The sequence below is a fragment of the Azospirillum sp. A26 genome, assembly GCF_042604635.1.
Taxonomy (GTDB): Bacteria; Pseudomonadota; Alphaproteobacteria; order Azospirillales; family Azospirillaceae; genus Azospirillum; species Azospirillum palustre.
Window position 1 is genome coordinate 195,380 of record NZ_CP170475.1, and the last position, 14,429, is coordinate 209,808.

11 protein-coding genes are annotated in these 14,429 nt (G+C 70.1%); 3 read left to right on the forward strand and 8 right to left on the reverse strand.

Annotated elements, in window-relative coordinates; genetic code table 11:
- Positions 1 to 3: 3 nt before the first annotated feature.
- Genes ABNQ39_RS29750 through ABNQ39_RS29765 form a run of 4 tightly spaced genes read right to left on the reverse strand, consistent with a single transcriptional unit; the run spans position 4 to position 3,348 of the window.
- Positions 4 to 951 (reverse strand): DUF1839 family protein, encoded by a 948-nt coding sequence (locus ABNQ39_RS29750; protein WP_376965678.1) that lies wholly within the window; start codon positions 949 to 951, stop codon positions 4 to 6.
- 8 nt (positions 952 to 959) lie between these two features.
- Positions 960 to 1,886 carry an amino acid--[acyl-carrier-protein] ligase gene (locus tag ABNQ39_RS29755; protein WP_376965680.1) on the reverse strand — a complete coding sequence of 309 codons (927 nt, stop codon included), beginning with the start codon at positions 1,884 to 1,886 and terminating at the stop codon, positions 960 to 962.
- Positions 1,883 to 3,106, reverse strand: a complete 1,224-nt coding sequence (locus ABNQ39_RS29760) for an acyl-CoA dehydrogenase family protein (protein WP_376965682.1) — start codon at positions 3,104 to 3,106, stop codon at positions 1,883 to 1,885. Before ABNQ39_RS29760 ends, ABNQ39_RS29755 begins: the two co-directional genes overlap by 4 nt.
- Positions 3,103 to 3,348: an acyl carrier protein gene (locus ABNQ39_RS29765; protein WP_109491035.1), complete on the reverse strand. Its 246-nt coding sequence runs from the start codon at positions 3,346 to 3,348 to the stop codon at positions 3,103 to 3,105. The genes ABNQ39_RS29760 and ABNQ39_RS29765 overlap by 4 nt, the downstream gene beginning before the upstream one ends.
- Positions 3,349 to 4,073: 725 nt before the next feature.
- On the opposite strand from ABNQ39_RS29765, the gene ABNQ39_RS29770 reads away from it, so the two are divergent.
- A complete protein-coding gene (locus tag ABNQ39_RS29770) occupies positions 4,074 to 6,719 on the forward strand; it encodes a methyl-accepting chemotaxis protein (protein WP_376965684.1) in 2,646 nt (881 codons plus the stop codon).
- Here the strand turns inward: ABNQ39_RS29770 and ABNQ39_RS29775 are convergent.
- The 3 genes from ABNQ39_RS29775 to ABNQ39_RS29785 form a co-directional block, all read right to left on the reverse strand.
- A complete protein-coding gene (locus tag ABNQ39_RS29775; RefSeq protein WP_376965686.1) occupies positions 6,716 to 7,423 on the reverse strand; it encodes a Crp/Fnr family transcriptional regulator in 708 nt (235 codons plus the stop codon). The two genes, ABNQ39_RS29770 and ABNQ39_RS29775, sit on opposite strands and share 4 nt — an antisense overlap.
- Before the next feature lie 199 nt (positions 7,424 to 7,622).
- Positions 7,623 to 9,506 carry an ABC transporter ATP-binding protein/permease gene (locus ABNQ39_RS29780; protein ID WP_376965688.1) on the reverse strand — a complete coding sequence of 628 codons (1,884 nt, stop codon included), beginning with the start codon at positions 9,504 to 9,506 and terminating at the stop codon, positions 7,623 to 7,625.
- 102 nt (positions 9,507 to 9,608) lie between these two features.
- Positions 9,609 to 10,973, reverse strand: coding sequence for a GH1 family beta-glucosidase (locus ABNQ39_RS29785; protein ID WP_376965690.1), 1,365 nt, complete (start codon positions 10,971 to 10,973; stop codon positions 9,609 to 9,611).
- A gap of 209 nt (positions 10,974 to 11,182) precedes the next feature.
- Here ABNQ39_RS29785 and ABNQ39_RS29790 point away from each other — a divergent pair, with 209 nt between their 5' ends.
- Positions 11,183 to 12,094, forward strand: coding sequence for a cell envelope integrity protein TolA (locus tag ABNQ39_RS29790; RefSeq protein ID WP_376965692.1), 912 nt, complete (start codon positions 11,183 to 11,185; stop codon positions 12,092 to 12,094).
- 148 nt (positions 12,095 to 12,242) lie between these two features.
- Here the strand turns inward: ABNQ39_RS29790 and ABNQ39_RS29795 are convergent, their stop codons facing one another.
- Positions 12,243 to 13,388, reverse strand: a complete 1,146-nt coding sequence (locus tag ABNQ39_RS29795) for an MFS transporter (RefSeq protein WP_376965694.1) — start codon at positions 13,386 to 13,388, stop codon at positions 12,243 to 12,245.
- A gap of 183 nt (positions 13,389 to 13,571) precedes the next feature.
- Here ABNQ39_RS29795 and ABNQ39_RS29800 point away from each other — a divergent pair, with 183 nt between their 5' ends.
- Positions 13,572 to 14,426 (forward strand): alpha/beta fold hydrolase, encoded by an 855-nt coding sequence (locus ABNQ39_RS29800; RefSeq protein ID WP_376965696.1) that lies wholly within the window; start codon positions 13,572 to 13,574, stop codon positions 14,424 to 14,426.
- Positions 14,427 to 14,429: the final 3 nt, after the last annotated feature.

The window sequence follows — 14,429 nt, forward strand, 5'->3', positions numbered from 1 at the left end:
CGCTCACCCGTACCGGCGGGCCAGACTGCCCATGACGGTGTCGTGGCCGCGCTCCAGCCGGTCGAAGCTGTCGGTCAGGTCGGGGGCCTTGCGCCGGGCCACCGTGCGGGCGAGCTGGAACTGCATGGCCTTGGCGCCCTCGGCAATCGACTGGCAGGCCTCCACCGCGTCCGCAGGGCCGTCGAGCCAGCGGAGATGGGCGCCCAGCAGTTCGAAGTTGGCGCCGAGCTGGCGCAGCAGGTTGAAGGCGTAGAGGTGGAAATACTCCATCGGCCGGGCGAGCAGCCGGTCGAGATGCTCCGGGAAGGCGGCTCGGTAGGCCGTCACTGGGTTGCCGGCCGGACGGCGGGCGAGATGGCGGCGCAGCAGGTCGAGCGACGCGGTGACCAGCGCCCCGCCCTCCAGGGCTTTCCCGCCGGGCTTCACGAACTCGACATAGGGGAAGAGCGGCCCGGCCGCCGCGGCGGCGACGCCCTGGTAGTCGGCACCGTCGAGCCGGTAGAAGCCGGCATTGTGGAAATAGTCCATCGTGCCGGCGGCCGGGTCGATGCGGACGATGCCGACTGTGGTCTTCACATGGGTGGTGCCATAGGAGGTGCCGCGGGTGTCCGGCAGGTGGAAGCCGTCGACCTCCACCAGCACCAGACCGCCATCAGAACTGCGCCGCAGCTGCTCGGCGACATGGGCCTCGACGCTGTCGTAGATCGCCAGCTCCTGCACGCGCAGGCCGTACAGCGTCTCCAGATCCTCCAGCGGCACCTTGAAGAAGGTGAACTGGTCGCCTTCGAAGTCCTGGGTGACGGTAAAACCCAGCATCGCCCGCGGTTCCAGTCCGCGGGCGTGCAGCGCCTCGATCCACAGATCGACGTAGCAGTTGGTCTCCGGCCAGATCCGTTCCCCCTGGTGCAGGGGATGGCGGTCGTAACCGTCGGGGTGGCGCTGCGTCCACATGGTGCCGGTTACCCCCACAGGACCTTGCGCACCGACGCCGGCCACTGCGCCGTGTCGAAGCCATGGTGGCGGAACAGAGCCAGCGCCACGCGCTCCATGCCGAAGCCGACGCAGGCGGTGTGGGCGACGTCGTTATCGGCGGTGTGGATGTCCCACAGATGGCCGAAATGGTCCTGGTGGTAGTTGAAGCTGAGGCAGGCGGTCGGCTTCTCATGGCTGGTGATCGGGATCAGCAGCTCGAACTTCAGCTTCTGCTCGCGCTGGCTGTTCGACAGCATGGTGCCGGCCCGGCCGAAGAAGGGATCGTTGGCGACATCGACGTCGAGCGGCACCTCCAGCGAGCCCATCATCGCGCGCCCGCGCTCCAGCCACAGCTCGCGGAACTCGACGACCTGATCGGGGGTGCCGATGCGGATGTATTCGCGCATGCGGAACAGCTGCATGCGGGCGGGGTCGATGGATGGCTCATGCCGGAAGCAGTAGGAGAAGACGTCGATCAGCTTGCCCTCGCCGGGCAGCGGGCCGCGCCGCGCGATGGTCGGATAGACCGGGTAGCAGGCGGCCGGCGTCATCACCACGTCGGTCGCGACCTGATCCTCGGTCCAGTCCTGCCCCTCCTCCAGCCGGCGCAGCAGGCTGCGGTGCGCCTTCTCGTCGCCGCCGAAGCTGTGGATGGTGCCGGCCAGATGGGGGAAGCTCTTCAGATACTCGCTTTCCTCGAAATACTGGCGGTTCAGGGCCGGCGGGAAGCGCATGACCTCCGCCCCGTCCTGGCCGCCCCAACGGGTGACCAGCGCGTCGAAGCGCTCCACCACATCCTCGAAGACGCCGCTGCGGCCATAGAGACCGTCCACCCCGGTGGGGATCAGCAGGCCCGCTTCCACCAGCTCGTCGCGATAGGCGGCCTGGGCGGCCGTGATGTCGACCATGTTCATTCGAAGGCCCCCGACCCGTCACGCTGGACGAGAAGCTGAGTGGAGATGTGCGACATGATGCGGTCGTTGCCGATCATGAGGGCGGCGGAATGGGCATCGCGCAGGTGGCGGCCCAGGCTGTAGGGGGTGTCGTTGCGGTAGCCGGCGAGGCCGCAGGTGCGGATCGCCGCCTCCACCACCTCGCGCACCAGCTCCGACGTGGTCACCTTCAGCGTGCCCATGGCGGTGGCGAAGGACAGGCTGGTCAGCCGCTCGGGCGAGCCGCAGGCCAGTTCGTACTGGCGGATGGCGGCCAGGATGACGGCCTTCATCTGCTGGAGCTTGGCGGTCGCCTCGGCCAGCCGCACGGCGGACGCCGGGGTGGTGCCGGGCTTGCGCTTGGCCTCCGAACGGACATAGGCGCGGGCGCGGCTGACGGCGTCGGCGGCGATGCCGAGCCAGGTGCTGCTCCACAGGATGTGGGTGACCGGCAGCATGGTCTGGGCCGACAGGTCGGCGTAGGACAGGGGCAGGATCTGGTCGATGACGCCCGCCGCCTCCAGCCGGTAGCCGTCGGAGCAGGTGCCGCGCATGCCCATCGCGTCCCAGAGGCTGGTCTTCTCCAGCCGGTAATCATCCTTGGTCACCACCACCAGCACCTGATCCGACGACGGGGCGTCGGGGTTGCGCCGCGCGGTGACCAGGATCACGTCCGACTGGTCGCCGTAGGAGATGACCGACGCGTTCTTCGCCAGGGTGAAGCGGTCGCCCCCGGCCGCCGGTTCCGCCTGCACGGCGCAGACGCTGTTGCGGATGTCGCCGCCGGTCTCCTTCTCGGTCGTGGCGGAGCCAAGCAGGAGCTGGCCGGCGGCGATGCGCTCCATCAGGCCGCGGTGCCAGCCGTTGTCGCCATGGTTGACCAGACAGGCGATCTGGATCTGGTGCATGGCGTAGATCATGCCGGTGGCGGCACAGCCACGGGCCAAAGCATGGCAGGCCGCGGCCACATCGAACAGCGGCGCACCGCCGCCGCCGAGTTCCGCCGGGATCATGACGCCCAACAGCTTCTGCTCGCGCAGGGCGTCGAAGGCTTCGCTGGGGAAGCGGCCGTCGCGGTCGACGGCGGCGGCGTGGCGCGCGGCGATCTCGGCGCCGATGGTGCGCGCGCGGGCCACGATGTTGGCTTGGGCTGGGACCGAGGCTGGAGTCAGCTCGGCCAAGCCGGCCAGGGCCGCGGTCACGCCTCGCCCCCGTCGACCAGGCCGCGCACCGCGTCGCGGATGGCGGCGATGCTCTCGAAGGTGCGGCGGTTCAGCAGCTTTTCCGGAAACTCGACGTCGAACTGCTCCTCCAGCCCCAGCATCAGGCCGACACAGCCGTGCGAGGTGAGGCCGGCGGCGTAGAGGTCGTCGTCGATGGCGAGCGTTCCGGCATCGACCGCCAGCCCGCCGCACTCCGCCAGGACGGAGCGGATGCCGGCGATCGTCTCGTCGTCGGCACCGCCGGCGGAGGGCGGACGTCCGAGGCCCCCGGCGGCCCCGGCGGCCTGAAAGCCCTCATGGGAAGAATTGGCGTAAGGCGGGCTGGCATCCTGCGGCATTCTCGAATTCCCTCGGGCAAACTTGCTGGTCTGAAGCTAGCCACGCCACCCCGGTGCTTCCACTCGGCATCGGTATGGCCGCACCGCTATCCAAGTGATCGCTTTTTCACCGGTGGGGGTAAGCACAGGGATAGGGTCGGTCGATAGCCCGGATCGCTTTGGTGCTGCCCGCTATGGCCATGATCCTTGCGCATAGGCTCAGGCCGGGGCTTGGGCTTGGCCGTTTGACGGCAGGCGGCGCCTGCCCTGCGGCACCACAGGCCGGACCCCACCGGCGGCGGGCAATGGAGTTTCCTGCGAGCGAAATTTTCCCATCCATTTTGCCTACCTCTTCCGTATAGCGGAAGGAGGGCGACTATCTTTTCGCGGTCACGGAAAAAGAAGTTGACGGCTGCTCGGGCTGTCGAAAAGCATGCAAGGGCCGGTGTGGCCGATGGTCGCAAGCACCTCTCGGCGCTTGCATTGCCATGATTGCGCACAATGCGGACGCGCAGCCCTCAGGGAGGCTGCCGGCGCCCGGCCAGAGTTTGTGCAGGCCTCGTTCGTGCCAGCCTCGTTTCGTGCAGATCGACCAGCGACCACAGCCGCTCTCAAGGGACACCGACGCCATGACCATCGCCGACCCCTCCGCCCAGCCCTCCGGTCCCGGCCTGTCCGCTGCGGGGGCCGGACGCCGTCCGGGCCTGCAACTGGGCGTGCGGGCGAAGCTGATGCTGGCCTTCGCCGGCATGGCAGCGATGACGGTGGCGGCCAGCGGCGTCGGGCTGATGTCCTTCTCGGCGGTCGAGCGGCCGATGGCGCAGATCGCCGATATAAACCTGCCGGAGATGGAGCTGGCGACCCGGCTGGCCGGCGAAAGCGGCGCCATCGCCTCGGCCGCCCCGATGCTGGACGGCGCCGCCAGCCAGGAGGAACGGGAGCGTCTCCGGACGGAGGCGCAGGAGCGCGCCCGCGGTTTCCTCTCCCTGGTGGACGAGCTGGCCGGGCGCCGGCCGCAGGACCCGCTGCTGACGGAAGTGCGCGAAACCGGCAATGCCCTGATCGGCACGCTCGACCGCATCAACGACGGGGTGGCCCGGCGCCTGTCCCTGCACGACCGGCGCGAGGCGGCCTCAACCCGGCTGGCCCAGACCTATGACGGCTTCCTGAAGACGCTGGCGCCGCTGGTCGACGGGTCGGGCCAGGCCTTGCAGGAAAAGGGCATGGCGCTCGACGGCGGCACCGACCGCGAGATGGGGGCTCTGTCGGACGCCGTGCGGTCGATGATCGCGCTCTACGACCTGCGCGGCGGGATCGCCCGCTCGATCGAGGCCATGAACCGCTCCGGCACGGCGCAGGACGCCAAGGCCGTCAGCGATCTGCAACAGACCTATCTGGAAGCGTCGTCCCAGGTGACGGCCACGCTCGGCACGCTGGGCGACCGGCTGCCGGCCGACGCCTCCGGCAAGATCGATGCGCTGTTCCTGTTCGGCTATGGCAAGGACAATGTGTTCGACCTGCGCCGCGCGGCACTGGACGGCACCGGCGGTCCGGCGGCGGACCGCCAGCTGGCGGACCGGCTGGCCGACGCCCGGACCCAGGCCGCCCAGCTGATCGACGGCCTGTCGGCGCCGCTGCGCAAGGTGCAGAGCGACATCAAGCGCGCCAATTTCGACATCCGGTCCCAGGTGCAGGACGCGGTGCAGGATCTGCTCGGCCGCGGGCTGGAGCAGTTCCGCACGAACCTCGAGCTGTCGACCTACGGCACCGCCCTGACCGGCGCCCTGAACGAGGCGTCGCAGGCCCCCGACGCCGCCCGGCTCGACCTGCTGGAAAAGCGCTTTTCCTCCGCCTCCTCCTCCCTGTTCGAGCGGATCGGCACGCTGCGCGCCCAGGCCGGCGACAATGCCGCCGGCACCGAGGTGCTGGCCGCCCTGGTGAAGGCGCTGATCGGCTTCGGCCGCGGCGAGGAGGGGGTGATCGCGCTGCGCCGCGGCGAACTGGCGGCGATGGCGGACACCGAGCGGATGCTCGTCGAGAACCGGCAGCTGGCCCAGCGCTTCGCCGCCACGGTGGACCGCAAGATCGCCGCGATGCGGGAGGAGGCCAAGGCCGCCGTCGCCGGCACCGACGACACCATCGCCGCCGGCCGCAAGATGCTGATCCTGTTCGCGGTCGGCAGCCTGATCGGTGCAGCCGCCCTGGCCTGGCTGGTGGTGGGCCGCCACATCGTCGCGCGCCTCAGCGCGCTGTCCGAGGCGATGCGGGCGATTGCCGCCGGCCGGCTCGACGCGGCGATCCCGGCCGCCGGTTCGGATGAGATCGGCGACATGACCCGCGCCCTGACGATCTTCCGCGACACCGCCAACGAGGCGAAGGCCGCCAACGCGCGGGCCGAGGCCGAACGCGGCCGTGCCGCCGGCGAACGCCGCCGCGCCATGGTCGAGATGGCCGAGAATTTCGAAAGCAGCGTGCGCGGCGTGCTGGACCGCGTCGCCCAGGCGGCCGGCGAGATGCAGAGCATGGCCGAACGCATGAGCCACAGCGCCGACCTGACCGCCGGAGAGGCGACGACCGCCGCCGGCAGCTCCCAGCAGGCCGAGGGCAACGTCAAGGCGGTGGCGGCGGCGACAGAGGAGCTGTCGGCCTCGATCCAAGAGATCGGCACCCAGGTCCACGCCTCCAGCCAGATCGCCCGCAAGGCCGCCGACGAGGCGGAGCGCACCGACCGCACGGTGGAGGGGCTGGCCCAGACCGCCGGCCGCATCGGCGAGGTGGTCGGGCTGATCCAGTCCATCGCCGGCCAGACCAACCTGCTGGCGCTCAACGCGACCATCGAGGCCGCCCGCGCCGGCGAAGCGGGCAAGGGCTTCGCGGTGGTGGCGTCGGAGGTGAAGGGCCTCGCCACCCAGACGGCGAAGGCGACGGAGGACATCTCCGCCCAGATCGCCGCCATGCAGTCGGTGACCCAGGAGGCGGTGGACGCCATCCGCTCCATCGCCGGCACCATCCGCGAGGTGAACGAGATCGCCGCCACCATCGCCGCCGCGGTGGAGCAGCAGAGTGCCGCCACCCGCGAGATCGCCCGCAATGTCGGCGAGGCGGCGGACAGCACCCAGCATGTCCGCGGCAACATCGACAGCGTCGCCGATGCGGCGCGGGAGTCGGGGGAGTCGGCCAACCGCGTGCTGTCCGCCTCCTCCACCGTGCAGGAGCAGCTGCGGACGCTGGCCGGTCAGGTCGACGGGCTGGTCGGCGAGATGCGGGCGGCTTAAGGCCCGTCCGCCAGCTCGCGCAGGGCGGCGGTGTCGCAGCGGAAGCGGTTGGGCCGCAGTTCGTCCAGCAGGCCCTGCCGCTTCAGCTCGGCGACGACGCGGCTGGCGGTCTCGGTGGTGATGCCCAGCACGGCGCCGACATCCTCCCGACCGAAGAAGTCGCACTCGCCCCGGTCGTCGACCAGGGTCAGGAACAGCCGGGCGACCCGCGCCCTGGCGCTGCCGGTGCCGAGTTCGACCAGGAAGGCGTCGGCCCGCTCCACCGCCTGATGCCAGCGGCGCATCAGCTGCCGGTGCAGGTGCTGCGTCTCCTCCGACAGGCGGTGGATCACCGCGCGCGGGATGCGGCAGGTCAGGACCGGGTGGATGGCGATGGCGGTGTGGCGGTAGGGCTCGCCCAGCGCCGCCTCCAGCCCGGCGGTGTCGCCGGTGCGTAAGAGTCGGACGATGCGCTGGCCGCCGTTGGGAAGATACTGCACCAGCTTCACCAGCCCGGCGCGCACGGTGTAGAGCGCCGCCGGCTCGTCGCCGACATGGTAGAGCGCCGCCCCCGGCGCCACCGTCATCTCGTCGATGGGCAGATGGATCAGGTTGAAATCCGGTTCCGTCAGGTCGGCGAACAGCGCCGTATCCCGGATGCCGCACCCCCGGCAGTTCGCCAGCCCCCGCCATGCCGCGTTGATGCTGGTCTTCTTCACGCTCATGTCCATGGTGGTGCGGGGCGGCGATGCTGTGGGTACGAACGGTGTCCGGCGCGCAGTGTGGCAGCTTTTCGGACGCGTTCCAAGGACGCGGCGATGCCCTCTCCCGCCCCGGGAGAGGGAGGGGACCCACAAAGTGGGGAGGGTGAGGGGGAACCCAAGAATCCCGAACCGCATGGCCCCGAACCCCATGGCTTCGTGCCTAACCCCTCACCCTTCCCACCGCTTCGCGGCGGGCCCCTTCCCTCTCCCGGGGCGGGAGAGGGACCTCCGGCCGCGCCTCCTCGCGCAGGGTGACGGCGCCGTTGGTGCGCTCCAGCACCAGCTTGCGGCCATGGTGGGCGGCCAGCCCGGCATGGTGGCCGATGGTCAGCAGGGTGGCGTGCGGCAGTTCGCGCTCCATCAGCGACAGAAGCTCCTCCTCCGCCGGCGGATCGAGGCTGTCGGTCGCGTCCTCCAGGAAGATCCAGTCGGGGCGGCGGATCAGCAGCCGGGCGAAGCCCAGCCGCTGGCGCTCGGGCACCGACAGCGCCTCGTCCCAATGGTCGATGCTGTCCAGCCGGCCGACGAGGTCGGGCAGCCCGACGCTGACCAGCGCACCGGCCGCCTTGTCGTCGCCGACCGACGACGCGGTCCCGGGATAGGCCAGCACCGCGCGCAGGCTGGCATGGGGCAGATAGGGGCGCTCCGGCATGAAGAAGACGCGGGTGTGGGCCGGCAGGGTGATCAGCCCGCGCCCCCAGGGCCAGACGCCGGCCACGGCGCGGAATAGCCGGATGGTCGCCGTGGCGTCGCCGCCGATCAGCACGCGGTCGCCCGGCTGCACCTCCAGGTCGAAGGGATGGACGACCGCCGTGCCATTCGGCTCGTCGATGGCGACGCCGCGGAAGGTCAGGCTGTCGTGCTCGTCGGAGCGCACCACCTGGATGTGCGCGTCGGGCACGTCGCAGACATTGCGGTCCAGCCGCACCAGCGCGTCGTGCAGGTTCAGCACGCGCTCCACCGACGCCCGCCATTCGGCGACGCGCGGCAGATTGTCGATGGGCCAGGACAGGGCGCCGACCGTCTGCTGGAAGGCCTGCGCCGTCTGCATCAGCACGCCGAGCGTGATGGTGCCGGCGATGTAGCGCGGGGCGGCGACCAGAACCGGAAAGGCGGTGGACAGCACGGAATAGCTGGCGCTGAACACCATCATGTGGCTGAGCGCGCGGGTCTGGCCGTTCCAGCCCCGCACCACCCCGCCGAACAGGCCGGAGAGATGCCCGCGCTCCGCCGATTCGCCATGCAGCAGGGCGATGGTCTGGCCGTTCTCGCGGATGCGGGCCAGCGCGAAGCGGAAATCGGCCTCGTAGCCCTGGCGCCGGTTGACGGCGTTGACCAGCGGCTGGCCGATCAGCATGGCGATGGTGGTGCCGACCGCGGCATAGAGCAGCGCCACGAACAGCAGATGGCCCGGCACCGCCAGCTCCATCCCCAAGAGCGTGACCGACAGGGTGCCGGACAGCATCCACAGGATGTTGGTGAAGCTGACCAGCAGCAGCGCGCAGTAGGTCAGCGAATGGCCGAGGTCGATGGCCATCTCCGCCGTGATGCGGATGTCCTCGGCGATGCGGCCGTCTGGGTTGTCGTGCTCGCCCGGCATATAGGCGATCTGGTGGTGACGGCCGCGGCGCAGCCAGTCCTCCAGCAGCTTGCGGGTCAGCCAGTCGCGCCAGCCCATCTGCAACCGGCGCTTCACCCGCAGATGCAGGACGACGATGACGATGTTGTAGAGGATGATCAGCCCGACCAGACCGATCATGGTCAGGAAACGGTCCATGGAGCGCTGTTCGAGCGCGTCGAACAGCCGCTCGCTCCACAAATTGATCAGGACGGGGACCGAGACCTGCCCCACCGTCAGCACGACCAGCGCCACGGTCAGCGCCCACACGGTCACCCGCGAGCGTCCGTGCCAGTAGCCGCCGGCAAGGCTCAGGAAGCGGCGGGCGAAGCCGGGAGCCTTGCCGCCCGACGTGCCGCTATCCCTGTCGCCAGCCCTGTCGCCGGCCTCACTGCCCTTCCCGCCGCCGCCTGTCTTGCCGGTCATGCCGCCCATCCCGGGGCTTGCGCCCTCAATCCCTCACCATCCGTATAACTGACGAATAGGATGTGACAGGCCGAAAGTACAGGGGCAGCGGCGAAAGAAGGGTTAAAGCCGGCCAGTTCTCACAACCTCCGCGAGGAAGCGGTAGCTGTCCTTGGGCGTGCGCTCCAGCGTGTCGTAATCGACCCGCACGATGCCGAAGCGCTTCGACAGGCCATAGGCCCACTCGAAATTGTCCAGCAGGCTCCAGCACAGATAGCCCTTGACGTTGCAGCCGTCGGCCAGCGCCTGCGCCACCGATTCCAGATGCTCGCGGTAGTAGAGCACCCGCTCTGCATCGTGGATCTGGCCGTCCGGCGTCACCACGTCGTCATAGGCGCAGCCATTCTCCGCGATGAAGACGGCGGGGTTGCCGTAATCGGTGCGGAGTTCGCTCAGCAGGTCGTAGAGCCCCTCCGGCTGCACCGGCCAGGCCATGCCGGTCCAGCGCCGGCACTTGGCCTCGCCCCAGCCGACAGCGAAGGGCCGCCCCTCCTCATGCTTCATCGTCATGCGGGAGTAGTAGTTGATGCCCAGCAGGTCGATGGGGTAGCGGATCGCCTCCTCGTCGCCGGGCAGCACGAACTCCGCCATTTTGTCGGCCAGCAGCGCCGGGATCCGCCCGCGCATCAGCCCGTCCAGCGTCACCCGGTTCCACACCGCGTCCCAGCGGGCGGCGGCGGCGACATCCTCCGGCCGGTCGCTGTCGGGCACGCTCGGCTGAAGGTTGAGGACGGTGCCCAGCGTCAGGCCGGACCGCTCCGCCGCGATGGCGCGCAAGGCGGCGCCCTGCGCCAGATTCTGGTGGTGCAGGGCGCGCAGGATGCCCTGTTCGCCCAGCCGGTGGCCGGGGGCGTGCTCGCCGACGCCATAGCCGAAGATGGCGACGACGTTCGGCTCGTTCAGCATCATCCAGGTCTTGACCCGGTCGGCCAGCCGGGCGGTGACGATGCGGGCATAGTCGGCGAAGGGGCCGACGATCTCCCGCCCCTGCCAGCCGCCGGCATCCTCCAGCGGCTGCGGCAGGTCCCAGTGATAGAGGCAGGCCATCGGCGTGATGCCGGCCTCCAGCAGCCCGTCGACCAGCCGGTCGTAGAAATCGAGGCCGCGCGTCTCCACCGCCCCGGTTCCCGCCGGCAGGATGCGTGGCCAGGCGATGGAGAAGCGGTAGCTGTCGAAGCCCGCCGCCTTCATCAACGCAATGTCTTCCGGATAGCGGTGGTAATGGTCGCAGGCGACGGCGGCGCTGCTGCCGTCCATGATGCGGCCCTCAGCGGTGAATGTGTCCCACACGCAGGGCCCGCGCCCGTCGGCATCGGCCGCCCCTTCGATCTGGTAGGCGGCGGTCGAGGCCCCCCAGCGGAAATCCGGCGGGAAACTCAGCGGCCTGGCGTCGGCGGCCTGGGATACGGGCTGGCTGAAGCTGTCCATCGTTATCCTCCCACGGGGACGGGCCAAGGGGAACGGGCCGTTTTCCCCAGCATGCCCCAGCCGGCGCCGCTCCGCCATGGGACATGCACGCGCAGCAGCCCCGGCCGGCGTCCCGCACGGCGAACTGGATGGAACGGCCTCCCGCGTGGCAGGTTCTTCCGTGACTGGATTTCGCCGTCTGGGCATTGCGCTGGAAAGGGGCCCCGCCGATGGGCGACATCGAACTGCACCGGAGCGGACCGCCCGGCCTGCCGGACGGGCCCGACAGAGCGGTCCGCTGGGGCCTGCTGCTCTCGGTCGCCCTACATGCAGGGATCGTGGCGCTGCTGGTGGGGGGCGCCGAGCCGCCGGTCCACCACGAGCCCGCATCCCCGTTCGACGTCACCTTCGTCGATGGCGAGACGCCGTCCGACCCGCAGCCCGCCGCGTCGGCGGCCCCCGCCCCGTCACCCGCTGCATCACCCGCCACACCGCCTGCCACACCGCCCACTGCGGTTCCGGTGGAGGAGGACACGGCCGCGGAGACGAAGCCGCCGCCTGCCGCCGAGGCACCCGCCAAACCGTCCGAAGCGACGCCCACCGAAACGCCGCCGCGGCCGACCGAGGAGGCTGTCGAGCCTGCCGCCGAGCCCGCACCGCAGCCTGCCACCGCCCCGCCGCCCGTTCCGGCACACCGGCCGCCACCTCCAAAACCGGTAGCGCCGCAACCGGCACCGCCGAGACCGGCGCCGGCCCAAGCGGCGCCGGCCAGGATACCGCTTACCGGAACCAGCGTCGCGGCCGAGGCCGCGCGCTCCTGGCGCCCGCCGTCCGGTTCAACCTCCAAAGCGCCGCCAGACCGCTTGCAGAGCGCCTATGCCGGGCTGGTCAAGGCCCAGGTTGCCCGCAACATGATCCACCCGCGCGAGGACGAACCGCCGCGTCCGTCGCGTCCCGTGGTGGTACGCTTCAACATCCTGGCCGACGGCAGCATCCGGAATCTGGTGCTCGTCAGCAGCTCCGGCGATGGTCTTCTCGACCGCGCCGCCCGGGAGGCGATCCTGCGCGCCGCCCCGTTTCCGCCGATCCCCGAGACCGTCAAAAGCCGATGGATCGACATGACGGTGGACATGTATTTCTAGGGCGGGAGCGGCGCAGGACAATGGCTCTGGCCGGCATAATCCGGCGTCACTGGCAATGGCGGTGACGACATGCGCCTGGAGTCAGTCCCCGATGTCGAGCGGTCTGTCCGCACAGGCCGGGATCGCCGGCACGCCGTTGCGGAACGCGTCATTGCCGCCGGATCAGCCGGGCCGAGGCGAAGCCCAGCCCGGCGGTCAGGGCGCCGACGCCGAGGAACAGCGGCCCGAAGCCGGTGTGGGTGGAGATATAGCCGTACAGCACCGGGCCGATGCCCTGGCCGATGAAGAAGCTCGACGCGAACAGGGCCAGCGCCGAGCCGCGGGCGGTCGGCGCCAGCTCGGTTGCCTGGGTCTGCATGGTGTTGTGCAGCATGTAGAAGCCGAAGCCAGCGACCAGGAAGGCGAGGCTGACCACCGGCCAGGGCACCGGGAAGGCGATGACCAGATAGGCCAGACCAGCCGCCAGCCCGCCAGCCTTCATCATGCCCCATTGGCCGAGCGAGGCGATCAGCCGCCGCACCACGGCGCTGTAGACGACGCCGCCGATGGCGAAGGCGGCGATGGTCAGCCCGGCCTGGAAGGCGCCGGCCGCGCCATGTTCGATCAGCACCGGCGCCACGAAGGGGAAGACGCCGAAGATCAGCAGCCCTTCCGCCGCCACGGTGGCGAAGACGAACAGCGAGGCCGGGTTGGTCAGCACGGTGGCATAGCGCCGCTGCGCCTCCGCCACCGACAGGGGAGAGCGCGTCTCGACCTCGCGCGCCAGCCCGATGAGGGCGGAGGCGCAGATCAGCGCGGTCAGGCCGGCGGACAGGCCGAACACCGCGCGCCAGCCGAAAGCCTCGGCCAACGCGCCCGACACGGCGGAGCCCGACATCTGCCCGAGGATCACCGCCAGCAGGAAACGGCTGATGGCGATCTGCCGCTCCTCATAGGGGACCCGGTCGCCGATCAGCGCCATGGAGGCCGGGATGATGCCGCCGGCAAAGGCACCGGCCAGGATGCGCCCGGCCATCACCGTGCCGTAGGTCGGGGCGATGGTGGACAGCACCAGACCGACCGTCAGCACCGACAGGGCCAGCCGGACCAGCCGCGACTTGCCGATGGCGTCGCCCACCGGCCCCAGCACGATCTGCATCAGCGCATAGGGCAGCGTGTAGGCCGAGGCCAGCAGCGCCGCCTGCCGCACCGTCACCTCGAGATCGTCGGCGATCAGCGTCAGCATCGGATCGGTGGTGCGGAGAGAGAAGGCGCTGGCGAAGCCGGCAAGGCCGAGCAGGAAGATCAGACGCATCGAGGTTCCGAACGGCAGCGGTGACGGTGCAGGACCTTAACCGGATCGCGCACCCGCGTACCGCAGTGCGGCGGTGATGGCAGGCATGCGCCTGCCGCAGGATCGTTCGTGTGCGTCATTACCCGGCAGGTAATCGATTCCGCTCCCTCCACTGGGCGATCCTGGGGTCGCCGGGACGATCCGGTGTACAGCAAGAGGACGGTGGACATCATGGGCTTCATCCACACCGACGACGGCGTGCGTCTGTTCTATCGCGACTGGGGCAAGCAGGACGGCGATCCGAAGGGAGGACGGCCCATCGTCTTCGTGTCGAGCTGGTCGCTGACCTCCGACGCCTGGGCCTATCAGATGGCGCCGCTGTCCGAACAGGGATGCCGCTGCATCGCCTTCGACCGCCGCGGCCACGGCCGGTCGGACGAATCGCCGTCCGGCTACGGCTTCGACCGGCTGGCGGACGACATCGCGGCACTGCTGGACGGGCTAGATTTGCGCGACGTGACCCTGGTCGGCCATTCGATGGCGACGGGGGAGATCGTGCGCTACCTGACCCGGCACGGTGCCGGGCGGGTGAAGGGCGTGGTGATGGTCGGGACGATCACGCCGCTGATGGCGCGGACCGAAGACAACCCCGACGGCGTCGATCCGGCGCTGTTCGAGGCCTTCCGGACGGAACAGCTTCTGCGCGACTTCCCGAAATGGCTTGGCGACAACATCGACCCCTTCGTGACCGCGGAGACCTCGGCCGAGATGAAGGGCTGGATCGTCGGCATGGCCCTGCAATCCTCGCTGATGGCCCTGCTGGAGTGCAACCGCGCCATCACCGCGGCCGATTTCCGGGCGGAGCTGCCGGCCATCGCCGTGCCGACGCTGGTCGTCCATGGCGACCGCGACGTGACGACGCCATTGGCACTGGCCGAGCGCACGGTGGCGCTGATGCCGAACGCCAGACTGTCCTTCTACGACGGGGCCCCGCACGGCCTGTTCATCACCCACCGCGACCGCTTCAATGCGGAACTGCTGGCCTTCGCCCGCGGATGACGG

Bases quoted from the DNA above. Each gene is read 5' to 3' on its own strand.
- ABNQ39_RS29750 (WP_376965678.1), bottom strand. From the start codon at position 951: ATGTGGACGCAGCGCCACCCCGACGGTTACGACCGCCATCCCCTGCAC.
- ABNQ39_RS29755 (WP_376965680.1), bottom strand. From the start codon at position 1,886: ATGAACATGGTCGACATCACGGCCGCCCAGGCCGCCTATCGCGACGAG.
- ABNQ39_RS29770 (WP_376965684.1), top strand. From the start codon at position 4,074: ATGACCATCGCCGACCCCTCCGCCCAGCCCTCCGGTCCCGGCCTGTCC.
- ABNQ39_RS29775 (WP_376965686.1), bottom strand. From the start codon at position 7,423: ATGAGCGTGAAGAAGACCAGCATCAACGCGGCATGGCGGGGGCTGGCG.
- ABNQ39_RS29780 (WP_376965688.1), bottom strand. From the start codon at position 9,506: ATGACCGGCAAGACAGGCGGCGGCGGGAAGGGCAGTGAGGCCGGCGAC.
- ABNQ39_RS29785 (WP_376965690.1), bottom strand. From the start codon at position 10,973: ATGGACAGCTTCAGCCAGCCCGTATCCCAGGCCGCCGACGCCAGGCCG.
- ABNQ39_RS29790 (WP_376965692.1), top strand. From the start codon at position 11,183: ATGGGCGACATCGAACTGCACCGGAGCGGACCGCCCGGCCTGCCGGAC.
- ABNQ39_RS29795 (WP_376965694.1), bottom strand. From the start codon at position 13,388: ATGCGTCTGATCTTCCTGCTCGGCCTTGCCGGCTTCGCCAGCGCCTTC.